This window comes from Pseudomonas brassicacearum (assembly GCF_003732175.1).
Taxonomy (GTDB): Bacteria; Pseudomonadota; Gammaproteobacteria; order Pseudomonadales; family Pseudomonadaceae; genus Aquipseudomonas; species Aquipseudomonas brassicacearum_G.
This window is the reverse complement of the sequence record NZ_MOBI01000027.1, coordinates 65,917-88,907: the sequence shown is the minus strand read 5'-3', so window position 1 is coordinate 88,907 and position 22,991 is coordinate 65,917. Positions and strand designations below refer to the sequence as shown.

At 60.2% G+C, this 22,991-nt stretch carries 22 protein-coding genes; 15 read left to right on the top strand and 7 right to left on the bottom strand.

What is annotated here, in order from left to right; translation table 11 throughout:
• Positions 1 to 64: 64 nt before the first annotated feature.
• The 13 genes from BK658_RS24265 to BK658_RS24205 all read left to right on the top strand — a co-directional run bounded on the left by BK658_RS24265 (position 65) and on the right by BK658_RS24205 (position 12,793).
• Positions 65 to 1,336, top strand: coding sequence for a glutamate-5-semialdehyde dehydrogenase (locus tag BK658_RS24265; protein ID WP_123584510.1), 1,272 nt, complete (start codon positions 65 to 67; stop codon positions 1,334 to 1,336).
• Complete coding sequence (nadD, locus tag BK658_RS24260) at positions 1,305 to 2,027, top strand: nicotinate-nucleotide adenylyltransferase (RefSeq protein WP_259740127.1); 723 nt, start codon at positions 1,305 to 1,307, stop codon at positions 2,025 to 2,027. Before BK658_RS24265 ends, nadD begins: the two co-directional genes overlap by 32 nt.
• Before the next feature lie 73 nt (positions 2,028 to 2,100).
• Positions 2,101 to 2,595 (top strand): ribosome silencing factor, encoded by a 495-nt coding sequence (rsfS, locus tag BK658_RS24255; protein WP_123584508.1) that lies wholly within the window; start codon positions 2,101 to 2,103, stop codon positions 2,593 to 2,595.
• A gap of 9 nt (positions 2,596 to 2,604) precedes the next feature.
• Complete coding sequence (rlmH, locus tag BK658_RS24250) at positions 2,605 to 3,072, top strand: 23S rRNA (pseudouridine(1915)-N(3))-methyltransferase RlmH (RefSeq protein WP_003185785.1); 468 nt, start codon at positions 2,605 to 2,607, stop codon at positions 3,070 to 3,072.
• Between the two features lie 12 nt (positions 3,073 to 3,084).
• The gene (gene mrdA / locus BK658_RS24245; protein ID WP_123584507.1) at positions 3,085 to 4,980 is read left to right on the top strand and encodes a penicillin-binding protein 2; all 1,896 of its coding nucleotides are present in this window, start codon (positions 3,085 to 3,087) and stop codon (positions 4,978 to 4,980) included.
• Positions 4,981 to 5,011: 31 nt separating this feature from the next.
• Complete coding sequence (gene rodA / locus BK658_RS24240; RefSeq protein WP_123423501.1) at positions 5,012 to 6,115, top strand: rod shape-determining protein RodA; 1,104 nt, start codon at positions 5,012 to 5,014, stop codon at positions 6,113 to 6,115.
• Positions 6,116 to 6,132: 17 nt separating this feature from the next.
• The gene (gene mltB / locus BK658_RS24235; RefSeq protein WP_123584506.1) at positions 6,133 to 7,143 is read left to right on the top strand and encodes a lytic murein transglycosylase B; all 1,011 of its coding nucleotides are present in this window, start codon (positions 6,133 to 6,135) and stop codon (positions 7,141 to 7,143) included.
• Positions 7,143 to 8,153: a septal ring lytic transglycosylase RlpA family protein gene (locus tag BK658_RS24230; RefSeq protein ID WP_123584505.1), complete on the top strand. Its 1,011-nt coding sequence runs from the start codon at positions 7,143 to 7,145 to the stop codon at positions 8,151 to 8,153. Before mltB ends, BK658_RS24230 begins: the two co-directional genes overlap by 1 nt.
• Before the next feature lie 329 nt (positions 8,154 to 8,482).
• Positions 8,483 to 9,640, top strand: coding sequence for a D-alanyl-D-alanine carboxypeptidase family protein (locus tag BK658_RS24225; protein WP_054594205.1), 1,158 nt, complete (start codon positions 8,483 to 8,485; stop codon positions 9,638 to 9,640).
• An 80-nt stretch (positions 9,641 to 9,720) separates the two neighbouring features.
• On the top strand, positions 9,721 to 9,996 hold the full coding sequence (locus tag BK658_RS24220) for a DUF493 domain-containing protein (protein ID WP_017340995.1): 276 nt from the start codon (positions 9,721 to 9,723) through the stop codon (positions 9,994 to 9,996).
• A complete protein-coding gene (gene lipB, locus BK658_RS24215; protein WP_054594204.1) occupies positions 9,996 to 10,643 on the top strand; it encodes a lipoyl(octanoyl) transferase LipB in 648 nt (215 codons plus the stop codon). Before BK658_RS24220 ends, lipB begins: the two co-directional genes overlap by 1 nt.
• A 31-nt stretch (positions 10,644 to 10,674) precedes the next feature.
• The gene (gene lipA / locus BK658_RS24210) at positions 10,675 to 11,673 is read left to right on the top strand and encodes a lipoyl synthase (RefSeq protein ID WP_162491279.1); all 999 of its coding nucleotides are present in this window, start codon (positions 10,675 to 10,677) and stop codon (positions 11,671 to 11,673) included.
• 169 nt (positions 11,674 to 11,842) lie between these two features.
• The gene (locus BK658_RS24205; protein ID WP_123584504.1) at positions 11,843 to 12,793 is read left to right on the top strand and encodes a S66 peptidase family protein; all 951 of its coding nucleotides are present in this window, start codon (positions 11,843 to 11,845) and stop codon (positions 12,791 to 12,793) included.
• Positions 12,794 to 12,930: 137 nt separating this feature from the next.
• On the opposite strand, the gene BK658_RS24200 is transcribed toward BK658_RS24205, so the two are convergent.
• The 5 genes from BK658_RS24200 to leuS form a co-directional block, all read right to left on the bottom strand.
• Positions 12,931 to 14,253 (bottom strand): lytic murein transglycosylase, encoded by a 1,323-nt coding sequence (locus BK658_RS24200; protein ID WP_123584503.1) that lies wholly within the window; start codon positions 14,251 to 14,253, stop codon positions 12,931 to 12,933.
• Between the two features lie 72 nt (positions 14,254 to 14,325).
• A complete protein-coding gene (gene arfA / locus BK658_RS24195) occupies positions 14,326 to 14,481 on the bottom strand; it encodes an alternative ribosome rescue factor ArfA (protein WP_019693801.1) in 156 nt (51 codons plus the stop codon).
• A gap of 187 nt (positions 14,482 to 14,668) precedes the next feature.
• A complete protein-coding gene (holA, locus tag BK658_RS24190) occupies positions 14,669 to 15,706 on the bottom strand; it encodes a DNA polymerase III subunit delta (protein WP_123584502.1) in 1,038 nt (345 codons plus the stop codon).
• A gap of 39 nt (positions 15,707 to 15,745) precedes the next feature.
• Entirely contained in the window at positions 15,746 to 16,351 is a 606-nt protein-coding gene (locus BK658_RS24185) for an LPS-assembly lipoprotein LptE (RefSeq protein WP_123584562.1), read from the bottom strand.
• Between the two features lie 90 nt (positions 16,352 to 16,441).
• Entirely contained in the window at positions 16,442 to 19,048 is a 2,607-nt protein-coding gene (gene leuS / locus BK658_RS24180; protein ID WP_123584501.1) for a leucine--tRNA ligase, read from the bottom strand.
• A gap of 259 nt (positions 19,049 to 19,307) precedes the next feature.
• Here leuS and BK658_RS24175 point away from each other — a divergent pair, with 259 nt between their 5' ends.
• Together BK658_RS24175 and BK658_RS24170 are read left to right on the top strand one after the other, a co-directional pair.
• Positions 19,308 to 19,631 carry a hypothetical protein gene (locus BK658_RS24175; protein ID WP_123584500.1) on the top strand — a complete coding sequence of 108 codons (324 nt, stop codon included), beginning with the start codon at positions 19,308 to 19,310 and terminating at the stop codon, positions 19,629 to 19,631.
• Between the two features lie 136 nt (positions 19,632 to 19,767).
• Positions 19,768 to 20,529 carry a YdcF family protein gene (locus BK658_RS24170; RefSeq protein ID WP_123584499.1) on the top strand — a complete coding sequence of 254 codons (762 nt, stop codon included), beginning with the start codon at positions 19,768 to 19,770 and terminating at the stop codon, positions 20,527 to 20,529.
• 85 nt (positions 20,530 to 20,614) lie between these two features.
• Here the strand turns inward: BK658_RS24170 and lnt are convergent, their stop codons facing one another.
• Entirely contained in the window at positions 20,615 to 22,138 is a 1,524-nt protein-coding gene (gene lnt, locus BK658_RS24165) for an apolipoprotein N-acyltransferase (protein ID WP_123584498.1), read from the bottom strand.
• Between the two features lie 8 nt (positions 22,139 to 22,146).
• The gene (locus tag BK658_RS24160) at positions 22,147 to 22,986 is read right to left on the bottom strand and encodes an HlyC/CorC family transporter (protein WP_019691823.1); all 840 of its coding nucleotides are present in this window, start codon (positions 22,984 to 22,986) and stop codon (positions 22,147 to 22,149) included.
• Positions 22,987 to 22,991 lie beyond the last annotated feature (5 nt).

Genomic DNA, 22,991 nt, shown 5'->3' with positions numbered 1-22,991 from the left:
TGTTAGTAGGAGCGCGCGACAGCTATAATCTGCCGCTTTCCTCTTTGCCAAGACCACAGAGACCATGACTGAGTCCGTTCTTGACTACATGACCCGTTTGGGTCGCGCTGCCCGCGACGCTTCCCGCGTGATCGGCCATGCCAGTACAGGGCAGAAAAACCGCGCCCTGCTGGCTGCCGCCAACGCTTTGGATAACGCTCGCGCCGAGTTGACCGCCGCCAATGAGCTGGATCTGGCCGCAGGCCGGGCCAATGGGCTTGAGCCGGCCATGCTCGAACGTCTGGCCCTGACCCCCGCACGCATTGACGGCATGATCGTCGGTTTGCGTCAGGTGGCGGCGCTGCCCGACCCGGTCGGCTCGATCCGCGACATGAGTTACCGGCCGTCGGGTATTCAGGTCGGCAAGATGCGCGTACCCCTGGGCGTGGTCGGGATCATCTATGAGTCGCGGCCAAACGTGACCATCGATGCCGCGAGCCTGTGCCTGAAGTCGGGTAACGCAACCATCTTGCGTGGTGGTTCCGAGGCCATTCATTCCAACCGTGCGATTGCCGCCTGCATTCAGCGCGGCCTGGCTGAAGCCGGTTTGCCGGCGGCCGTGGTGCAAGTGGTCGAAACCACCGACCGTGCTGCCGTTGGTGCGTTGATCACCATGCCCGAGTACGTCGACGTGATCGTACCGCGCGGCGGCAAGGGCCTGATCGAACGGGTCAGTCGCGACGCTCGCGTGCCGGTTATCAAGCACCTGGACGGCATCTGTCACGTGTATGTCAGTGCCCACGCCGAGTTGCCGAAGGCCCAGCGCATTGCGTTCAACGCCAAGACTTACCGCTACGGCATCTGCGGCGCCATGGAAACCCTGTTGGTCGATCAAGCGGTCGCCAAGGAATTCCTGCCGGCGATGGCTGAACAGTTCCGCGAAAAAGGCGTCGAACTGCGCGGTTGCGAACGCACCCGGGCGATCATCGACGTCGTGGCTGCGACTGAAGAAGACTGGAGCACCGAATACCTGGCGCCGATTCTGTCGATCCTGGTAGTCGACGGCCTGGACCAGGCGATCGAGCACATCAACCATTACGGCTCGCACCACACCGACTCGATCGTCAGCGAACACTTGGGTGAAACCCGGCGTTTCGTGGCTGAAGTCGACTCGGCCTCGGTGATGATCAACACGCCGACGTGCTTTGCCGATGGCTTCGAATACGGATTGGGTGCCGAGATTGGCATTTCTACTGATAAGCTGCACGCCCGCGGCCCGGTGGGCCTCGAAGGTCTGACCTGCGAGAAGTACATCGTGGTCGGTGATGGCCAGTTGCGCGGCCAGGAGCCGGTCTGACTTGGGCGATCTCGGCCAGAGCGCCGCAGTGACCGCCAGTGAAACCGGCCCTCGGCGCATTGGCGTCCTGGGCGGGACCTTCGATCCGGTGCACATCGGCCATTTGCGCAGTGCACTGGAAGTGGCTGAATCACTGGCTCTCGATGAGTTGCGCCTGACGCCCAGCGCCAGGCCGCCGCATCGGGATACGCCACAGGTTTCGGCGCAGGACCGTCTGGCGATGGTCGAGTGCGCGGTGGCCGGTATAGCACCGTTGGTAGTGGATGACCGCGAGCTCAAGCGCGACAAGCCGTCCTACACTATCGACACCCTGGAACTGATGCGTGCGGAACTCGCCGCTGATGACCAGTTGTTTCTACTTTTGGGCTGGGACGCATTTTGCGGCCTGCCCACTTGGCACCGCTGGGAAGAGTTGCTCCAGCATTGCCACATCCTGGTGCTGCAACGCCCGGATGCCGACAGCGAACCGCCGGATGCCTTGCGCAACCTGCTGGCAGCGCGCTCGGTGAGCGACCCGCTGGCCCTCAAAGGGTCGAGCGGACAGATTGCATTCGTCTGGCAGACGCCGCTCGCGGTATCCGCCACCCAGATCCGTCAACTGCTGGCCAGCGGTAAGTCGGTACGTTTCCTGGTGCCCGACGCGGTCCTGGCCTATATCGATGCGCACGGACTTTACCGTGCGTCGAACTGAATAGGAGTGCTTTGAGGCACGTGGCAACAACGTGTATTGAAGCGCCCGAACATACGAGCAAAACGAGTTTTATATGACTGACAAAGACGTAACTAAAGTAAAGCGCAAAGGTTCGTTCAAGAGCGCCCCGCTGCCAGTAGTGGCTGAAACCGGCCCGGCACTCGTCGGCGAAGAGCTGGTCAAGGTCGCCGTAGCGGCTCTGGAAGACGTCAAGGCCCAGGACATTCTGGTGATCGACGTTCGTGAAAAGCAGAGCATCACTGACTTCATGATCATCGCTACAGGTACTTCCAACCGTCAGATCGGCGCGATGCTGGATAAGGTCCGCGAGGCGGTCAAGGCCCAAGGCGTCAAGCCGCTGGGTGAAGAAGGCAAGGGCGACAGTGACTGGGTACTGCTGGATATGGACGATGTCATCGTACACATGATGACCGCCTCGGCCCGCCAGTTCTACGACCTGGAGCGTCTGTGGGAAGGTGCCGAGCTGAGCCGTGCTACCGATGGCAAGCACCACAGCCCTGAAGTCGGTCACGAGCATTTCACCAAGCTCAACAAAGACCAGCAATAAGGGTTCACTGTGCGACTGCGTCTGATCGCCGTTGGTTCACGCATGCCCAAATGGGTGGAGGAAGGCTGGCATGAATATGCCAAGCGTCTTCCTTCCGAGCTGGCGCTGGAACTGGTGGAAATACCGCTCAACACCCGTGGCAAGAACGCTGACGTGGCGCGCTTCATTCGCCAGGAAGGCGAAGCCATGCTGGCCAAGGTCGGCCCGAATGAGCGCATCGTCACCCTCGAGGTTCACGGCAAGCCCTGGAGTACCGAGCAACTGGCGGTCGAACTGGACCGCTGGCGGCTGGACTCGCGTACGGTGAACTTCATGGTCGGTGGTCCCGAAGGGCTGGCGCCGGAAGTCTGCGCGCGGGCTGATCAGCGCTGGTCGCTGTCGCCCCTGACCCTGCCGCACCCGCTGGTGCGGATCCTGATCGGTGAACAGTTGTATCGCGCCTGGACAGTGCTGTCCGGGCACCCTTACCACAAGTAGCTCAGCGCTCCCATGTCTCAGCCGATCCGCATCAAGGACCACGAGAAAGACGCCCGTCTGGTGCGCGGCCGGGTCGTGTTCGGGGCAATTGCGGTGGTCACGCTGATCGGCGTGCTGATCGCGCGGCTGTATTTCCTGCAAGTGATTCAGTACGAGTACCACTCGACACTGTCGGAAAACAACCGCGTTCACGTTCAGCCGATTCCGCCGACTCGCGGGTTGATCTATGACCGTAATGGCGTGGTGGTGGCCGACAACCGGCCCAGCTTCAGCCTGAGCATGACTCGCGAGCGCTCCGGTGACTGGAAGCAAGTGCTCGATGTGATCGTTGAAGTCCTGCAACTGACGCCTGAAGATCGGGCGGTCTTCGAAAAACGCATGAAGCAGGGGCGCCGGCCGTTTGAGCCGGTGCCGATCCTGTTCGAGCTGACGGAAGAGCAGATCGCCCGGATCGCGGTGAATCAGTTCCGCCTGCCGGGCGTTGAAGTGGTTGCGCAGTTGGTACGTCACTATCCGCAGGGTCCACATTTCGCGCACTCGGTCGGGTATATGGGGCGGATCAACGAGAAAGAGCTGAAAACTCTGGATCCGGTGGCTTACAGCGGCACCCATCAAATTGGCAAAACCGGCATCGAGCGCTTCTACGAGCCGGAATTGCACGGTCAGGTCGGTTACGAAGAAGTCGAGACCAACGCCCGTGGCCGCGTATTGCGGGTGCTCAAGCGTACCGATCCGATCCCCGGCAAGGACATCGTCCTGAGCCTGGACATCAAGCTGCAGGAAGCCGCGGAAGCCGCATTGGGTGGGCGCCGTGGTGCGGTGGTGGCGCTGGACCCGAACACTGGCGAAGTGCTGGCAATGGTCAGTCAGCCGAGTTTTGACCCGAACCTGTTCGTGACCGGCATCAGCTTCAAGGCCTACGCCGAGTTGCGTGACTCGATCGACCGACCACTGTTCAACCGCGTGCTGCGCGGTCTGTACCCGCCGGGTTCGACCATCAAGCCGGCCGTGGCAATTGCCGGACTGGACTCTGGCGTCGTGACAGCCTCGACCCGGGTTTTCGACCCGGGTTACTACATGCTGCCCAACTACGATCACAAATACCGTAACTGGAACCGCACCGGCGACGGCTATGTGGATCTGGACACGGCGATCATGCGTTCCAACGACACCTACTTCTACGACCTGGCGCACAAGCTGGGGATCGATCGGTTGGCGGCCTATATGGGCAAGTTCGGCATCGGCCAGAAGGTCTCGCTGGACATGTTCGAAGAGTCGCCGGGGCTGATGCCGTCCCGCGAATGGAAACGCGCGACCCGACGTCAGGCCTGGTTCCCGGGTGAAACGCTGATTCTGGGGATCGGCCAGGGCTACATGCAGTCCACCCCGTTGCAGTTGGCCCAGGCCACGGCGCTGGTCGCCAACAAGGGCAAGTGGAACCGTCCGCACCTGGCGAAAACCATTGAAGGCCAGAAGCCGCAGGATCCGAACCCGATGCCGGACATCGTTCTGCGTGATGTGTCGGACTGGACCAAGGTCAATCACGGCATGCAGCAAGTGATGCACGGTGCCCGCGGCACCGCACGTAAAGCGGCGATCGGCTCGCAATACCGGATTGCCGGCAAGTCGGGTACCGCCCAGGTGGTCGCGATCAAACAGGGTGAGAAGTACGACCGCTCCAAGGTTCAGGAACGCCACCGCGACCACGCCTTGTTCGTCGCCTTTGCGCCGGCCGACAACCCGAAAATCACCGTGGCGGTGATGGTCGAGAACGGTGAGTCCGGCTCCGGTGTCGCGGCGCCAGTGGTGCGGCAAGTCATGGATGCCTGGCTCCTGGGCCCGGATGGCCGACTCAAGCCCGAGTACGACAGCCCTATCAGCGCGGAGGCTACGGCCCGTGAAGAGTAATTTTGATCGCATCCTCTCCAGTGAGGATGTGATGCGTCGCCGCGCGACGCTGTTGCAACGCATGCACATCGACGGCCCCTTGCTGATCCTGCTGCTGATCCTCGCGGCCGGCAGCCTGTTCGTGCTGTATTCGGCGAGTGGCAAGAGCTGGGACCTGCTGGCCAAACAAGCGACGTCGTTCGGGATCGGCCTGGTGTCGATGATCGTCATCGCGCAGTTCGAACCGCGCTTCATGGCACGTTGGGTGCCGCTGGGCTATGTGCTCGGGGTGATCTTGCTGGTGGTGGTGGACGTGATGGGCCACAACGCCATGGGCGCGACGCGCTGGATCAACATTCCCGGGGTGATTCGCTTCCAGCCCTCGGAGTTCATGAAGATCCTGATGCCGGCGACGATTGCCTGGTACCTGTCCAAGCGCACGTTGCCACCGCAACTCAAGCATGTCGGGGTCAGTCTGTTCCTGATCGGGTTGCCGTTCATACTGATCGTGCGTCAGCCGGACCTCGGCACGTCGCTGCTGATCCTTGCGGGCGGTGCTTTCGTGCTGTTCATGGGTGGCCTGCGCTGGCGCTGGATCCTCAGCGTGGTCGCGGCAGCCGTGCCGGTGGCGGTCGCGATGTGGTTCTTCATCATGCATGACTACCAGAAGCAGCGGATCCTGACCTTCCTCGACCCGGAGAGCGATCCGCTCGGCACCGGCTGGAACATCATTCAGTCCAAGGCCGCCATCGGTTCCGGCGGCGTGTTTGGCAAAGGCTGGCTGCTGGGCACCCAGTCGCACCTGGACTTTCTGCCGGAAAGCCACACCGACTTCATCATTGCGGTGATGGGCGAAGAGTTCGGTCTGGTGGGCATTTGCGCCTTGCTGCTGATTTACCTGCTGTTGATTGGCCGTGGGCTGGTGATTACCGCCCAGGCGCAGACATTGTTCGGCAAATTGCTCGCCGGTAGCCTGACCATGACGTTTTTTGTTTACGTTTTCGTCAACATCGGTATGGTCAGTGGCCTGTTGCCGGTGGTGGGGGTGCCGTTGCCGTTCATTAGCTACGGCGGAACTTCGCTGGTGACGCTGCTGTCAGCGTTTGGGGTTTTGATGTCGATCCATACCCATCGTAAGTGGATCGCACAGGTTTGAATAAGGTGAAGATTTCAATGCAAGTAATGCGTGGCTGGGTGACTCGATACGCTCCGTGGGTCGGCCTGGTAAGCATCCTTGGTGCAGCGCAGGAAGCGCTGGCCGGCGATTATGAAGGCTCGCCCCAAGTAGCCGAATTCGTCGGTGAAATGACCCGCGACTATGGTTTTGCCGGTGAACAGCTGATGGGCGTGTTCCGCGAAGCCGAGCGCAAACAATCGATTCTCGACGCGATTTCCCGACCGGCCGAGCGGATCAAGCAATGGAAGGAATATCGCCCGATGTTCCTGACCGATGCGCGGATCGCCCGGGGCGTGGATTTCTGGCGTCAGCACGAAGCGGCACTGGCCCGCGCCGAGCAGGAATACGGCGTTCCGGCCCAGGTGATCGTCGCGATCATCGGCGTTGAAACCTTTTTCGGCCGAAATACCGGCAATTATCGGGTGATCGACGCGTTGTCGACCCTCAGTTTCGACTACCCTCCACGTGCAGAATTCTTTCGTAAGGAATTGCGCGAGTTTTTGCTGCTGGCCCGCGAAGAGCAGGTTGACCCGCTGACGCTTAAAGGCTCGTACGCCGGCGCCATGGGTTTGCCGCAGTTCATGCCGAGCAGCTTTCGCGCCTATGCGGTGGACTTCGACGGTGATGGCCACATCAATATCTGGACCAACCCGATTGATGCCATCGGCAGTGTTGCCAGCTATTTCAAGCGTCACGGCTGGGAAGCGGGCGAACCGGTGGTCAGCCGGGCCGATGTGCGCGGCGATCAGGTCGACGACGGCTTGACCACCGGCATCGAGCCGACGAAAACCGTCGGGGAGTTGCGAGCGTTGGGCTGGTCGAGTCATGATGCGCTGCGCGATGATATGCCGGTCACGGCTTTCAGGCTGGAAGGTGACAATGGCCCTGAATACTGGATGGGCCTGAAGAATTTTTACGCGATTACGCGTTATAACCGCAGCGTGATGTACGCCATGGCTGTACATCAGTTGTCTGAAATGCTGGTCCAAGCACGGGGCGTCAAGTAATGCTGGCATCGCCAATCCGCAAACCCCTGAAGCTGGTGGCTTTCGCCGCGTTGTCGTTGCTCGTGGTCAGCTGTTCGACCAGTCGTGCGCCGCAACAGAAATACACGACCGCCGTACGCGCGACACCAGGGCTGGATATCAACCGTGCCCACAAAGACGGTGCGCCATGGTGGGATGTGGACATTTCGCGCATTCCCGACGCTACGCCGACCCTGCACACCGGCCCTTACAAGGCCAACCCGTATACCGTGTTGGGCAAGACCTACTTTCCGCTGGCCGATTCCAAGCGCTACGTCGCTTCGGGCACGGCCTCCTGGTACGGCACCAAGTTTCACGGGCAGAACACCGCCAACGGCGAAGTGTATGACCTGTACGGCATGAGTGCCGCACACAAGACCCTGCCATTGCCCAGCTATGTTCGGGTGACCAACCTGGACAACAACAAGAGCGTGATCCTGCGGGTCAATGACCGTGGGCCGTTCTATTCGGATCGCATCATCGACTTGTCCTACGCCGCGGCCAAGAAACTCGGGTATGCCGAGATTGGCACTGCGCGGGTCAAGGTTGAAGGCATCGACCCGCAAGAGTGGTGGGCGGCAAAAGGCCGACCTGCGCCGTTGATGCTCAACGAGCCGCAAGTCGCGCAAAATAGCGCACCGGTGATTACCGCTTCGGCCGGCACCGTCGAGCAATGGACGCCACCGCCGCAGCAACATGCCGCGGCCGTTGTGCCGGTGCAGCTCGATGCAAAAAAAAACGCTTCTGTACCAGCCTCTGGCCAGTATCTGCAGGTGGGCGCGTTCGCCAACCCGGACGCTGCAGAACTCCTGAGATCGAAGTTGAGCGGGATGGTGAGCGCTCCGGTGTTCATCAGCTCGATCGTGCGCAACCAACAGACACTGCATCGGGTTCGCCTGGGGCCAATCGGCTCGCAGGGTGAAATCACGCAAGTGCAAAACAGCGTGCGCCTGGCCAATCTCGGTTCGCCGAGCCTGGTGACGGCTGAATAAGTAATTCCTGATTCAAGGTTCGCTTGCGGTTTGGGGGGTGAACCTGAGTTGTTGGCTCGTTGAACAATAAAAGCCCGGCAAGGGTTAGAGAGTGAACAACTGAACACGCGATAACCCGCAGTAGTCGGCTCCGTGCGAAAACTCGCCGAGCGACGATCAGGCAAGGCGAAAACAGGCGAGCAAGCGGAGTTTAGGGACCTAAATGAGCATTGCGAGCCTGTTTTCAACGCAGTCTGGTCGACGCGCGGGCAGTTTTCGTAGAGAGCCAAGCAGGTTGTCTGATTAGTTTTGCCCTTAGGGCAGTTTCCATTAGCGATTTCGAGAGACGGATGAACATCACCACCTTTGCCAAACGCCTGTGCCTGCTAGTCCCGCTGCTCCTCTCACCCGCTGCTTTTGCGGTCGAGATGATGCCGTCGCCACCACAACTGGCCGCTAAATCCTATGTGCTCATGGACGCCAGCAGCGGCAACGTGCTGGTCGAGAACAACGGTGACCAGCGTCTGCCGCCAGCCAGCTTGACCAAGCTGATGACAGCGTACATTGCGACCCTGGAAATCCGTCGCGGCCAGATCGGTGAAAACGATCCGGTGACCGTCAGTGAGAACGCCTGGCGCACCGGCGGTTCGCGGATGTTCATCAAGGTCGGCTCGCAGGTCACGGTCAGCGACCTGCTGCACGGCATCATCATCCAGTCGGGTAACGACGCCAGCGTCGCGCTCTCCGAGCACATCGCCGGCAGCGAAGACGCGTTCGCCGACCTCATGAACAAGACCGTTGCCGACCTGGGCATGAACAACAGTCACTTCATGAACCCGACCGGTCTGCCAAACCCTGAGCACTATTCCACGGCTCACGACATGGCCATCCTGGCACGTGCGATCATCCACGAAGACCCGGCTCACTATGCGATCTACTCGCAGAAAGAGTTCTTCTGGAACGGTATCAAGCAGCCCAACCGCAACCTGCTGCTGTGGCGTGACAAGACCGTTGACGGTCTGAAAACCGGTCACACCGAAGAAGCCGGCTACTGCATGGTGTCCTCGGCGGTACGTGACGGCATGCGCCTGATCGCCGTGGTATTCGGCACCAACAGCGAAAGCGCTCGCGCCGCTGAAACCCAGAAGCTTTTGACCTACGGTTTCCGCTTCTTCGAAACCCAGACCTTCTATCAGAAAGGCGCCGAGCTGGCTCAGGCTCCAGTCTGGAAGGGCACCACCAACCAGGTCAAAGCCGGCCTGGCTGAAGACCTGACCATGACCCTGCCAAAAGGCCAGCTGAAAAAGCTCGCTGCCAGCATGACCATGAACCCGCAACTGGTCGCGCCGATTGCCAAGGGCGACGTGATTGGTAAAGTCGAAGTGAAGCTGGACGACAAGGTCGTGCACAGCGCTGATCTGATTGCTCTGGACGCGGTCGACCAAGGTGGTATCTTCCGCCGCATGTGGGATAGCATCCGTCTATTCTTCTACGGCTTGTTCAACTGAATTAGTGTGGACCTGCATGGCCCCGTTCCAATCCGGAGCGGGGCCATGTCCGTTGCCACGGCTTACGAGGCCGTTACGCCATGACAGACACCGAAGTAAATGCGCCAAAGATCGAATTCCCATGCGCGGATTACCCGATCAAGGTAATTGGCGATACCGGCGTGGGCTTCAAGGACAAGATCATCGCGATCCTTGAGAAGCACGCCACCGTAGACCACAAGACCCTGGCCGAGCGCCAGAGTACCAATGGCAAGTACACGACCATCCAGTTGCACATCATCGCTACCGGTCAAGAACAGCTGTACGACATCAACAGCGAGTTGCGGGCTACCGGTTTCGTGCACATGGTGCTGTGATGTCCGAGCCGCTGGGCTTTCGCGAGCTCGGCCAGCTGGCTTACGAGCCGGTCTGGCATGCCATGCAACGGTTTACCAACGAGCGTGGCAGTGACCGCGCCGATGAGATCTGGCTGGTCGAGCACCCGCCAGTATTCACCCAGGGCCAGGCCGGCAAGGCTGAGCATCTGCTGCTTCCCGGCGATATTCCGGTGGTGCAGGTTGACCGTGGCGGTCAAGTGACTTACCACGGCCCGGGTCAGTTGGTGGCGTACCTGCTGCTGGATGTGCGCAAGCTGGGTTTCGGCGTGCGCGACCTGGTCAGCCGGATGGAACAGTGCCTGATCGAACTGCTGGCCAGTTACGGCGTCACCGCCGTGGCCAAGGCCGATGCACCGGGCGTCTACGTCAACGGTGCAAAAATTGCTTCTCTGGGTCTGCGGATCCGCCACGGTTGCTCCTTTCATGGCCTGGCCTTGAACGTGGATATGGACCTGGAGCCGTTTCGCCGGATTAACCCCTGTGGATACGCCGGGCTGGCCATGACCCAGCTGCGCGATCACACCGGGCCGATTGAATTTGCCGAGGTAAGTGCCCGGCTGCGTGCGCAGCTCGTCAAACACCTCGACTATGCTGAGCAGACGACCCTAACGGGCGGAATCGACTGATATGACTACTGCGCAAGACGCTGTGCAAACCATGATCCCGACGCTGGATGTTACCGAGCGCCCGGCCCCGCGTGCCAAAGTGGAAGCTGGCGTAAAGCTGCGCGGCGCCGAAAAGGTTGCGCGCATCCCGGTGAAGATCATTCCGACCACTGAATTGCCGAAAAAGCCTGACTGGATTCGCGTGCGCATCCCGGTTTCCCCGGAAGTCGACCGCATCAAGGCCCTGCTGCGCAAACACAAGTTGCACAGCGTCTGCGAAGAAGCTTCCTGCCCGAACCTTGGCGAATGCTTCTCCGGTGGGACCGCGACCTTCATGATCATGGGCGACATCTGCACCCGTCGTTGCCCGTTCTGTGACGTTGGCCACGGTCGTCCGAAGCCGCTGGACGTCAACGAACCGGAAAGTCTGGCCATCGCCATCGCCGACCTGAAACTGAAGTACGTGGTGATCACCTCGGTAGACCGCGATGACCTGCGTGACGGCGGTGCCCAGCACTTCGCCGACTGCATCCGCGAAATCCGCAAACTGTCGCCGAACGTGCAGCTCGAGACTCTAGTCCCGGACTACCGTGGCCGGATGGACGTGGCGCTGGCAATCACCGCCGCCGAGCCGCCAGATGTGTTCAACCACAACCTGGAAACCGTACCGCGCCTGTACAAGGCTGCGCGTCCGGGTTCGGACTATCAGTGGTCGCTGACCCTGCTGCAGAAGTTCAAGCAGATGATGCCGCACATTCCGACCAAGTCCGGCTTGATGCTGGGTCTGGGCGAAACCGACGAAGAAGTCATCGAAGTCATGAAGCGCATGCGCGAACACGACATCGACATGCTGACCCTGGGCCAATACCTGCAACCGTCCCGCAGCCACTTGCCGGTGCAACGTTTCGTGCACCCGGACACCTTCGCCTGGTTCGCCGAGGAAGGTTACAAGATGGGCTTCAAGAACGTTGCTTCCGGCCCGTTGGTACGTTCCTCGTATCACGCCGACGAGCAGGCGAAACTGGTCAAGGCCGAGTTGATGTCGTCCTGATCTGAAATGCCCGCAAGACTCACGCCTTGCGGGCATTTTTGTTTAAAAGCTACTCGGTACCACGTCACACTCGGTTTTTTCCTGCACCCTGCGGGACAGCTGAACCTCTTCTGTTTGTCCCCGTTCCTGACTACTGTGTGCTGAAGCATTCACACAGGGAGAATCACGGATGACCACTCGCTCGACCCTCGTTATTTCTGAGCATGCTCCAGTCCCGGCGTTACCCGCTGAAGGGCTGATCGGTGTCATTGCGCCGGCGGGTCCCGCAGCTTTGGATACCGAAAGGGCCCTTCAATGGATGCGTACACGCGGGTATTCGCTGCGGATATTTCCGGGCGTCCTGGAAAGTGACGGCTACCTGGCCGGCAGTGACGACGTTCGCCTGAAGGATTTGCATGAGGCGTTTGGCGATCCGGCCATTGATGCGATTCTCTGCCTGCGCGGAGGCTACGGCAGCCCACGCTTGCTGGACCGGATCGACTTCGAGTTGCTGCGGCGCAATGCCAAGCCGTTTGTCGGCTATAGCGACATTACGGCGCTGCACCTGGCCATCAGCCGTTATGCGGGGTTCGTGACCTTTCACGGGCCGATGCTCAACGCCGACCTGCTGGGGAGCAAGCAACAACCTACCGAGTCTTCGCTGTTCAGCCTGCTGAGAGGCCAGCTGAACGCCGGGAGCCAGTTGGCGCACCCGGTGGCCTACCCATTGAGCATGATCGAGCCAGGCATCGCTCGCGGGCGTTTGCTGGGCGGTAATCTGTCGATGATTGCCGCGACCCTGGGCACACCTTTTGAAATCGATACTGACGGGATCATTCTGTTCATCGAGGACGTCAACGAGCCGTTGTATCGCATCGACCGGTTGCTGACCCATCTGCGCCTGGCCGGCAAGCTGAACACGCTGCGCGGTGTGCTGGTGGGGGATGTGGCCGGCGTGGACAGCGATGCATTGGCGCAGTTGCTCAAGCAAACCTTCGAACCATTGCGGATTCCGGTGCTTGCCGGTTGGCGCAGCGGCCATTGCGACCCGAACCTGACACTGCCCATGGGGGCGCTGGTGAGGCTGGATGCGGGGAGCAAGGAGTTGTGGCTGGAGCAGGATGTGGTGATCAAACCTTAGACTTTCGCTGTCTTGCAGGCCGCCTTCGCGAGCAAGCCCGCTCCCACATCAGATCTTCAGTGAACACAATATTTGTGTACACCGGGATCCAGTGTGGGGGCGGGCTTGCTCGCGAAGCTTTTTGGGGCAGGAGCCAATCAGCGGTTACGCAGGCCTTCCAGCAACTTGTGCGTCGGGTAACCATCTGCCGGCCAGCCAAACGACTGCTGGGCGCTGCGAATGGCCTTGCGGGTGTTGGCGCCGATGATGCCGTCGGCGTTGCCCGCGTCGTAGTTGCTGGCACTCAGCAAATTCTGCAGCTCGATGCGCTCGGAACGGCTCAAGGGCAGGTCATCCTTTGGCCATTCACCGTTGATCAGGCCCGCCCCGTTGAAGCGTTCGGACAACAGGTTCACCGCCAATGCGTAGGACGACGAATTGTTGTACTTGAGGACTGCGCGGAAGTTGTCGAGGATCAGGAACGCCGGGCCACGATAACCGGCTGGCAGCAGCAGGGCGGCTGACAGTTGCTCGGAACCGGGTGGAACGACGCCGCCGTTGGGCAGTTTGATGCCCATTTGCATCCACTCGGAGACGCTTTTGCGAATCGCACCGTCAGCCAGCGAATAGTCGAAACCACTCGCCAGTTGCACTTCGAAACCCCAAGGCTGACCTTTCTGCCAGCCGGAACTTTGCAGGTAATGGGCGGTGGAGGCCAATGCGTCGGTCGGGCTGTCCCAGATATCGCGGCGACCGGTGCCGTCAAAATCGACCGCGTGGGTGAGGTAGGTGGTCGGGATGAATTGGGTCTGGCCCATGGCGCCAGCCCAGGAACCGAGCATCTTCTCGGGCGTGATATCACCCTGCTGCAGAATCTGTAGCGCGGCCAGCAATTGGGCGTGAGCAAAGCCTGGGCGCCGACCTTCGTAGGCCAGGGTCGCCAGCGAGCGGATCACCGATTTGTCGCCCTGGAAACTGCCGAAGTTACTTTCCATGCCCCAGACTGCCACGAGCGCCTGGCGATCAACACCATAACGCTGCTCGATGGCGGTCAAGGTCTCGGCGTACTGGCTGAGTAATGCCTGGCCTTTGCGCACGCGCGCGGCGGAGAGCGCGCCATCGAGGTATTCCCACACCGGGCGGGTGAACTCCGGTTGGCTGCGGTCGGCGCGGATCACGCTCATGTCCGGCGTGATGCCGGCGAAGGCGCGGTCGAACACATCCGGGCTGATACCAGCAGCGAGGGCATCCTTGCGAAAACCGGCTTCCCATTCCTCGAAGGTCTGGGTCGGCTGGATGTCGAGATTGTCGCCAGTCGGCACTACCGGAGGAATGATGGCCGGGGCAGTCGCAACGGGGGCGGATTGAAGCGGTTGCGCGTCGGCAGCGGTGGGTTTTTCCGCGCAGGCGACAAGCAAAACAAGGCTGGAGGCAGCAATCAGTTGGCGCAGGTGCCAACGACGGGAAAGACAAAGGGGCATGCACAGGTCCAGATAATACGAATCAGGTGCAGACCTTATCATGCCGAGAGGGAGCGAGGTGATGTTGAAACTTCATGCCGCCAGAAAGTAAGAAGCCTCCCAGCTTTTAGACTGGAAGGCTTCGCGGCGGTAGCTGCCTTTGCCCTTGCCGGGTTGTTCCTGACGGCTGCGGAACAGTGGCTGGGCGACAATGGATTTGGCCTTGTTGGGCCGCTTGTGTTTGCTCATGGGCGGTTCTCTCGTTGAGTGGATTTCGCGGAGCAAATCATCGGCCGAAGTTGGGGTTCTGTCCAGTAGGAGCAGCCGAAGGCTGCGATCTTTTGACTTTGCTTTTAATTGTGGCGGATATCAGGCCGCCAAGAATCAAGATCAAAAAATCGCAGCCTGCGGCAGCTCCTACAGAGGTATGTGATCTTTATTCCGCTGGCAATGCCAGGCGCTGGCCGGCCATCAACAACGACAAGCGGCTCAGGCTCATCCACGGCGAACCGGCGGCCTGGCCTTTGATTTGTGCGTCGATCCGCTGGGCATCGAGCAGCAGTTGCGCCCAGCGCTGCGCCGAATGGCGTTGCAGGGCTTTACTCATCAGGGGTTTGCGCTTGTCCCAGACGGGCGGTCGGGCCTGGCTGAAGGCCTTGTCCAGCGGCACACCCTGACTGTATTGCAGCGACAGGTTGGCCAATAGCCGAAGCTCTCGGGCCAGCGCCCAAAGAATCACCGGTGGTTCGACGCCTTCGCCGCGCAAACCTTCAAGCATGCGTAACGCATGCGCCGCTTCGCCATTAAGAATGGCATCGGTCAACCCGAAAACATCGAAGCGCGCGCTGTCGGCAACTGCGGCTTGCACTGTTTCGAGCGTGATCTGGCCACCTTCGGCCATCAGCTTGAGCTTTTCGATTTCCTGGGCGGCCGCCAGCAGGTTGCCTTCGACCCTTGCTGCGATCAGTTCGACAGCGTCCTGGCTGGCAGCGAGCCCAGCCTGGGACAAACGCTGACGAATCCACTGCGGCAACTGGTTGGCATCCACCGGCCAGATCTGCACGAACTGGGTCTGCGGGCCTTCGACCAGCGCCTTGCCCCACTTGGTTTTTTGCGCGCTGGCGTCGAGTTTTGGCAGGCTGATCAGCAGCAAGGTATCTTCGGCTGGACGCGAGCAATACTCCATCAGCGCTGCTGCACCTTTGTCGCCCGGTTTGCCGGATGGCAAGCGCAACTCCAGCAGGCGCTTTTCGGCGAACAACGACATGCTGGCGCCGGCTTGCAGCAGCGTACCCCAGTCGAAACTGGCGTCTGCGCTGAACACCTGGCGTTCGTCAAAACCTTGCTGGCGGGCAGCAGAGCGGATGGCGTCGGCGGCTTCCTGGCACAACAGTGGGTCATCGCCACTGATGATGTAAACGGGCGCAAGGGCGCCTTGCAGGTGTTTGCCGAGCTGGGCGGGGGCTAGTTTCATAAGACAGGGCGAACGGGGCGCCGGAGCGCCCCGTACGACTTACTCGGTCGGCACTTGCATAGGTGACTGACGCGGAGTGTTCGCTTCAGCTTTACGGGCTGCTTCCAGCGCGTCGGCTTCCGCTTTGGCACGGTCATCGGCAGTCTGTTGCAACTGATCAAGCTGAGCCGGGGTGAGCTGTTGCAGACGCAGCATCATGCGTTGCACCAGGTCGCGACGCATTTCCTTGCGCACTTCGGCAGCTTCCTGGTCGGAGCCAGTGATGTTGTTGCCATCGTGCATGAAGACCTTCTGCACTTGCAGTTTGTCGTCGAGCAGGGACAGCTTGTTGTGGCCCACGATTTGATAGTTCAGCACGTTGGTCAGCTCATACTCGGCCGAATGGCCGCCGCCGGAGTAGCTGAGGCTGCGCTGGCTTTCCTGTTCATCGGTGAATACCAGCTTGTAAGGTGCGCCGGCATAGACTTTGACGCCGCTGCTTTCAAGCACCTGGCGCATCAGCGTCACGGTTTCGCCATATGAGTTGCGTGCGCTCAGGTCGAGTTCCCTGATCGCCAGTTCGGCGGTGCCGGTACCGCGCAGCTGGAAGCCGCAGGCGCTCAACAGAACGGCGAGCCCCATCACCAGCAGATTGCGTTTGATCATCTTGTTGCTCCCCTTGAAACCATGTGGGCCGAGCATGCGACCCGAAAGGTTCTGTTCGGCGCCAGGTATACGACCTGGCGCCTGATCCAATTAGCTAGCGACGATATTGACCAGTTTCCCGGGCACTACGATCACTTTACGAATAGTCAGGCCGTCGACAAAACGCAGCACGTTTTCATTGGTCCGTGCGGCGGCTTCGACTTCTTCGCGGCTGGCACTGGCCGGCATTTCGATCTGGCCGCGCAACTTGCCGTTGACCTGAATCACCAGTTGCAGGCTGTCTTGAACCAGAGCGCTGTCGTCCAGAATCGGCCAGCCGGCATCGATCACTGGGTCGGCGTGACCCAGTCGATGCCACAGCTCATGGCTGATGTGCGGAGTGATCGGGGCCAGCAGCAGGGTCACGGTTTCCAGGCCTTCGTGAATCAGCGCGCGGTCCTGTTCGGTGCCTTGCGCGGCTTTTTCCAGCACGTTCATCAGCGTCATCACCTGGGCGATGGCGGTGTTGAATTTGTGGTTCTGGCCCACGTCGTGGCTGGCCTGTTTGATAGCCTGGTGGATTGAGCGACGAATGACTTTCTGCTCGTCGTTCAGGCTGGCGACGTCCAGTTTGCCCGGCAGGCCTTGAGTGACGTGCGCTTGAGCCAGACGCCAGACGCGCTTGAGGAAGCGGTGCGAACCTTCTACTCCGGAGTCGGACCATTCCGCGCTCATGTCCGGTGGCGAAGCGAACATCATGAACAAGCGGCAGGTATCTGCGCCGAACTGGTCAATCATCGACTGAGGGTCGACGCCGTTGTTCTTCGACTTGGCCATCTTCTCGGTGCCGCCGATTTCCACCGGCAAGCCGTCTGCGATCAACTTGGCGCTAATGACCTTGGCCTTGCTGTCGCGCTCGAGTACTACGTCCGCCGGGTTGAACCAGGTGTAAGCACCGTTGGCTTCGCGACGATAATAAGTCTCGGCGATCACCATGCCCTGGGTCAGCAGGTTCTTGAACGGCTCGTTGGAGCTCACCAAGCCTTCGTCGCGCATCAGCTTGTGGAAGAAGCGCGCGTAGAGCAGGTGCAGGATCGCGTGTTCGATACCGCCGATGTATTGATCTACCGGCAGCCAGTGGTCGGCCGCGGATTTTTCTACCAGGCCACCTTCATAGTGCGGCGAGGCGTAGCGGGCGTAGTACCACGAGGACTCGACGAAGGTGTCCATGGTGTCGGTTTCACGCTTGGCCGGTGCACCGCATTTCGGGCACGTGCATTCGTAGAACTCGGGCATGCGCGCCAATGGCGAACCGGCGCCATCGGGTACGACGTCTTCCGGCAGCACGACAGGCAGTTGATCTTCCGGCACCGGCACATCACCGCAGGTATCGCAGTGGATGATCGGGATCGGGCAACCCCAGTAACGCTGGCGGCTGATGCCCCAGTCGCGCAGGCGGAACTGGGTGCGCGAGGCACCGAGGTTTTTCTTGATCAGGGCCACTTCGATGGCGTCGAACGCGCCCGCGAAGTCCAGCCCGTCGAACTCGCCGGAGTTGATCAGCGTGCCGTGTTCGCCATAGGCGTCTTGCCACGGTGTCGGGTTGCTATCGCCGGAACTGGTACGCACTACTGATTTAACCGGCAGGTTGTACTTGTGGGCGAATTCGAAATCGCGCTCGTCGTGGGCCGGAACCGCCATTACCGCGCCGTCGCCGTAGTGCATCAGCACATAGTTGGCGACCCATACCGGCAATTTTTCGCCGGTCAGCGGGTGCTCGACGAACAGGCCGGTCGGCAGGCCTTTTTTCTCCTGGGTGGCAACGTCGGCTTCGGCCACGCTGCCGCCTTTGCATTCTGCGATGAACGCTTGCAGCTCAGGGTTGTTCTGCGCGGCCAGGGCCGCCAGGTGGTGCTCGGCTGCCACGGCAACGTAGGTCGCGCCCATCAGGGTGTCCGGACGGGTGGTGAAGACTTTCAGTGCGCCCGTTTCGCCGATCGAGTCGACGTTGTACGGGAACTGCACTTCCATGCCGCGGGATTTGCCAATCCAGTTGCGTTGCATGGTTTTGACTTGCTCAGGCCAGCCCGGCAGGTCGTCGAGACTCTCCAGCAGTTCATCCGCGTAAGCGGTGATCTTGAAATAGTACATCGGGATTTCGCGTTTTTCGATCAGCGCGCCGGAGCGCCAGCCGCGACCGTCGATCACCTGTTCGTTGGCCAGGACGGTCTGGTCGACCGGGTCCCAGTTCACGGTGCCGTTTTTACGGTAGATCACGCCTTTTTCGAACAGGCGAGTGAACAGCCATTGTTCCCAGCGGTAGTAATCCGGCTTGCAGGTGGTGACTTCGCGCGACCAGTCGACCGCCAGGCCCAGGCTGCGCAGCTGGGTTTTCATGTAGGCGATGTTTTCGTAGGTCCACTTGGCGGGCGCTACGTTGTTCTTCATTGCGGCGTTTTCCGCCGGCATGCCGAAAGCGTCCCAACCCATGGGTTGCAGAACGTTTTTGCCTTGCATGCGCTGATAGCGGGAGATCACGTCGCCAATGGTGTAGTTGCGCACGTGCCCCATGTGTAGCTTGCCGCTGGGGTAAGGGAACATCGACAGGCAGTAGAAAGTCTCCTTGCCTGGTTGTTCACTGACTTCAAAGGACTTTTGCTCGTCCCAGAACGACTGGGCGGCGGCTTCGATTTCACGGGGCTGGTATTGTTCGTGCATGGCTACTTTTGAACTGAATAGGGGTGGCCTAATCCTCTTCAATGCAACGCTGGACGCTGATGACGCCAAAAGTGGCGTTTTCGATGCCCAGTCGAGCTGGAAGTGGAGTTACAGGAAGCGCCGTAGCATACATGACCGCGCTCTACCGAGGGAAACCCTGATTACACGTGTAGGGCCGTTGGTCGCGGCACCTGAACGGTTTTCTCAGCGAAGCTAAGCTCTAGATGGGGAGTGAGTCTTATCTTCAATGAGGTGAGGGATGGTTGAGTCACAACGAAAAGTAACTAAGCCGCAGTTGTACGAAAAACTGATAGAGCGCCTGGGGCTGGCCCTGGATGCCGCAAGGACAGCTGGCCGGTTACGCGATGAGCGTCCGGTGGAGCTGGAACTTCGCGGGTTGAGCCGCGCAGAGTTCGAACTGATCATGGCTTATCTGGACCGTAGTGAGCGTGAGGCGCAAGGATGCTTGTTATCAGAAGCAGTGAAGCCTAAGGACGTCCCCCGTTCGGCAAAAATTATCTGGTTACAAGACAAGCTGTCTCGCAGAGACGCGGTAAAGGTCCGGTCCCTGCTGGTGAAGTAAGTGATCAGGCAAATGTTCGTTGCCCCAAGCGGGCGCATGAAGTCGCCCATGATGGCTTTTTGAAGAAAAGGCCTTCCATCTTAGTTGTCGCATTGCTTCAACCCACTTAGGCTTCGGGCATCTCTGGAGATGCCCGATGCCCTTTCGTTATTTCGTTAAACAACTGCTTCTGCCACCCGGTATTTTTTTTCTGTTGCTTGCGCTTGCCTGGTGGTTGCGCCGCTCAAGACCACGCCTTGCGGGGCTGTGTTTTGCCTTGGGCGCTGGTGGGTTCTGGTTGATGAGCTTGCCGGTCGTTGTGCAGTGGAGCGCGAAGGCCCTTGAGCGTGAAGCACCGCTGGCCCGCAGCGAATGGGCGACTCTGGCCGAGCGCGCGGATGTGATTGTGGTGCTGGGGGCGGGGCGCGAACGCGGTGACCTTGCCTGGGGTTCCGATCAGCCAACGGGTGTGGCGCTGGAGCGTGAGCGCTATGCCGCGCGACTGGCCAAGGCATCGGGGCTCCCCGTGTTGACCAGTGGCGGCCTGCACTATGGCACGCCACCGACCGAAGCAAAGATGATGGCCGATTCGTTGCAGGATGATTTTGGTGTCACGGTTCGTTGGCAGGAAGGGCGCAGCCTCACCACGTGGGAAAATGCTCAATTCACCGCCGAAATGCTGGAGCCTTTGGGGTTGAAGCGAGTCGTGGTGGTGACGCAGGCCTGGCACATGCCGCGTAGCGTCTGGAGTTTCGAGCACGCGGGGTTGACCGTGGTGCCGGCACCGGTGGGCTTTTTAGGCACCGATAATGCCGAACCGTTGGGCGGCTGGATGCCGACGTTCAAATCGATCTGGCGATCGGGTCAGTTGTTGAATGAGGCCGTGGGGCAGATTGGCTATTCGATCTTTTATCGCTGAAGATAAAAAGATCGCAGCCTGCGGCAGCTCGGTGGATTGCTATTAGTCCGTAGAGCTGCCGCAGGCTGCGATCTTTTAACAGCGCTTAAACCGTCTTGGCGATCCGGCTGGCCAGCAATGCCCAGCCAAACAGCAGTACACAAAGGATGAGTAGTGGCCACGAGCGCCATTGCAGGTAAGGCGTCAGGTTGTGCATCGGCACCACGTCGCCATAGAGAATGCCGCGTTCGAATTGCGGGATTTGCACGGTGATTTTGCCGAAGGGGTCGATCAATCCGGTGACGCCGTTGTTGGTCGCGCGAATCATCCAGCGCCCGGCTTCCAGCGCTCGCATCTGTGCCATCTGCAGGTGTTGTAGCGGGCCGATGGAGGTGCCGAACCAGGTGTCGTTGCTGATGGTCAGCAGCAAATCGCTGCGCGCCGAAAGGCTGGCAGCAAATTCCGGGTAGACCACTTCGTAACAGATGAACGGTGCAATCTGATAACCCTTGGCTTGCAACAACGGTTGATCAGTCGGGCCGCGGGCGAAATCCGACATTGGTAGATCGAAGAAAGCAATCAGGCCGCGCAGTAACTCTTGCAGCGGTACGTATTCGCCAAACGGCACCAGTTTCTGCTTGAGGTAAGTGCCATCGCCTTGGCCAACCACCGTGATGCCATTGTAGAAGCGCTTCTCGTGATGCACTTCCTGGCGAATCGGCACGCCGGTAATCAGTGCCGAGTTACGTTCGGCGGCGAAGCTGCCCATCATGTTCAGGTAGCCCTCGGCAGACTCCTTGAGCACCGGGACCGCGGTTTCCGGCCAGATCAGCAGGTCGACACGTTTGGAGGTGAAGCTCATGTCGCGGTACAGCGCCAGTTGCGCGTTGAGCTGCGCCGGGTCCCACTTCATGCTTTGTTCGATGTTGCCCTGAATCGCCGCGACGCTCAGCGGATTGCCCGAAGGGCTGGTCCAGGCGTGGCCTTTGAACGACAGGCCGATGACCCAAGGCGCAGCCAGCAACAGCAGGCCGGCGACGATAAAGCCTTTGTGTCCGGCCTTGATCAGGCGTGGCAGGTTGTACGCCAGCGCGGCGGTCAGGGCCAGGCTGAAGGAAATCAGCCACATGCCGCCCAATGGCGCCAATCCGGCGAGCGGACCGTCGAGTTGGCTGTAACCGGAATAGAGCCATGGAAAACCGGTGAGGAACCAGCCACGGAAGGCTTCCTGCCCCACCCACAGCGCCGCGAATGCCAGGGCGTCGGCCAATGGCGCTTCGTTACGGCGCAACCAGCGCGCCCAGATCCAGGCGGGCAGGGCGAAGAACCAGGCAATCGCGGCGGTGAACGCCAGCATCAGCAATCCGGCGAGCAGCATCGAAGCGCCACCAAAGTTGTGGATGCTGTAGTAGATCCAGCTGGTGCCGGCGCCAAACAGGCCGAAACCGAAACACCAGCCGCGACCCAGCGCCTGACGAGGTGTCAGTTCACGCAAGCCCGCATAGAAAAAACCGACCGCCAGCAATGCCAGCGGCCAGATATCGAATGGCGCCAAGGCCAGAGTGGTGAGTGCACCGGCCGCCACGGCCAGCAGGTTACCGGGCCAGCCGGGGCGGGTGATCCAACGCATGTAAGTCCTTAGCGGGCTATAGGGGTCAAGCGCAGCAAGTGAATGCGACGGCTGTCGGCGTTCAGGATGCGAAAGCGATAGGCGCCGATTTCAGTAATTTCGTTGCGTTTTGGCAAGTGCCCGAACGCGCTCATCACCAGGCCGCCAACGGTGTCGAATTCGTCGTCGGAGAATTCGCTGTCGAAGAACTCGTTGAAGTTCTCGATCGGCGTCAGGGCCTTGATCAGGAAGTCGCCGCTTGGCAGTGGCTTGATGTAGCTGTCTTCTTCGACATCGTGCTCGTCTTCGATGTCGCCGACGATTTGCTCGAGCACGTCTTCGATGGTCACCAGGCCCGCCACACCGCCGTATTCGTCGATGACGATGGCCATGTGGTTATGGTTGGCGCGGAACTCGCGCAGCAATACGTTCAGACGCTTGGACTCGGGCACGAAAGTGGCCGGACGCAGCAAATCCTTGATGTTGAAGCTGTCGCCGTTCTCCTTGAGGATCAGCGGCAGCAGATCCTTGGCCAGCAACACGCCCATGACGTCGTCGTGGCTCTCGCCGATTACCGGATAACGCGAGTGCGCGGACTCAACCACGGCCGGGAGGAATTCACGGGGTGTCTGGGTCGCCTTGATGCTGACCATCTGCGAGCGCGGGACCATGATGTCGCGTACTTGCAGGTCAGCGACCTGAATGGCGCCCTCGACGATGGCCAGCGCTTCGCTGTCCAGCAACTTGTTCTGATGGGCATCACGCAGAAGCTCCAGTAGCTCCTGACGGTTTTTCGGCTCGTGGGCAAAAGCCTGGGTGAGCTTACCCAGCCAGGACTTTTGCCCGTTGCTCGATCGATCTTCGCTCATAGCGA

Coding starts and splice junctions, on each gene's coding strand:
- BK658_RS24265 (WP_123584510.1), top strand. CDS start 65: ATGACTGAGTCCGTTCTTGACTACATGACCCGTTTGGGTCGCGCTGCC.
- nadD (WP_259740127.1), top strand. CDS start 1,305: ATGGCCAGTTGCGCGGCCAGGAGCCGGTCTGACTTGGGCGATCTCGGC.
- rsfS (WP_123584508.1), top strand. CDS start 2,101: ATGACTGACAAAGACGTAACTAAAGTAAAGCGCAAAGGTTCGTTCAAG.
- mrdA (WP_123584507.1), top strand. CDS start 3,085: ATGTCTCAGCCGATCCGCATCAAGGACCACGAGAAAGACGCCCGTCTG.
- rodA (WP_123423501.1), top strand. CDS start 5,012: ATGCGTCGCCGCGCGACGCTGTTGCAACGCATGCACATCGACGGCCCC.
- mltB (WP_123584506.1), top strand. CDS start 6,133: ATGCAAGTAATGCGTGGCTGGGTGACTCGATACGCTCCGTGGGTCGGC.
- BK658_RS24230 (WP_123584505.1), top strand. CDS start 7,143: ATGCTGGCATCGCCAATCCGCAAACCCCTGAAGCTGGTGGCTTTCGCC.
- BK658_RS24225 (WP_054594205.1), top strand. CDS start 8,483: ATGAACATCACCACCTTTGCCAAACGCCTGTGCCTGCTAGTCCCGCTG.
- BK658_RS24220 (WP_017340995.1), top strand. CDS start 9,721: ATGACAGACACCGAAGTAAATGCGCCAAAGATCGAATTCCCATGCGCG.
- lipB (WP_054594204.1), top strand. CDS start 9,996: ATGTCCGAGCCGCTGGGCTTTCGCGAGCTCGGCCAGCTGGCTTACGAG.
- lipA (WP_162491279.1), top strand. CDS start 10,675: ATGATCCCGACGCTGGATGTTACCGAGCGCCCGGCCCCGCGTGCCAAA.
- BK658_RS24205 (WP_123584504.1), top strand. CDS start 11,843: ATGACCACTCGCTCGACCCTCGTTATTTCTGAGCATGCTCCAGTCCCG.
- BK658_RS24200 (WP_123584503.1), bottom strand. CDS start 14,253: ATGCCCCTTTGTCTTTCCCGTCGTTGGCACCTGCGCCAACTGATTGCT.
- arfA (WP_019693801.1), bottom strand. CDS start 14,481: ATGAGCAAACACAAGCGGCCCAACAAGGCCAAATCCATTGTCGCCCAG.
- holA (WP_123584502.1), bottom strand. CDS start 15,706: ATGAAACTAGCCCCCGCCCAGCTCGGCAAACACCTGCAAGGCGCCCTT.
- BK658_RS24185 (WP_123584562.1), bottom strand. CDS start 16,351: ATGATCAAACGCAATCTGCTGGTGATGGGGCTCGCCGTTCTGTTGAGC.
- leuS (WP_123584501.1), bottom strand. CDS start 19,048: ATGCACGAACAATACCAGCCCCGTGAAATCGAAGCCGCCGCCCAGTCG.
- BK658_RS24175 (WP_123584500.1), top strand. CDS start 19,308: ATGGTTGAGTCACAACGAAAAGTAACTAAGCCGCAGTTGTACGAAAAA.
- BK658_RS24170 (WP_123584499.1), top strand. CDS start 19,768: ATGCCCTTTCGTTATTTCGTTAAACAACTGCTTCTGCCACCCGGTATT.
- lnt (WP_123584498.1), bottom strand. CDS start 22,138: ATGCGTTGGATCACCCGCCCCGGCTGGCCCGGTAACCTGCTGGCCGTG.
- BK658_RS24160 (WP_019691823.1), bottom strand. CDS start 22,986: ATGAGCGAAGATCGATCGAGCAACGGGCAAAAGTCCTGGCTGGGTAAG.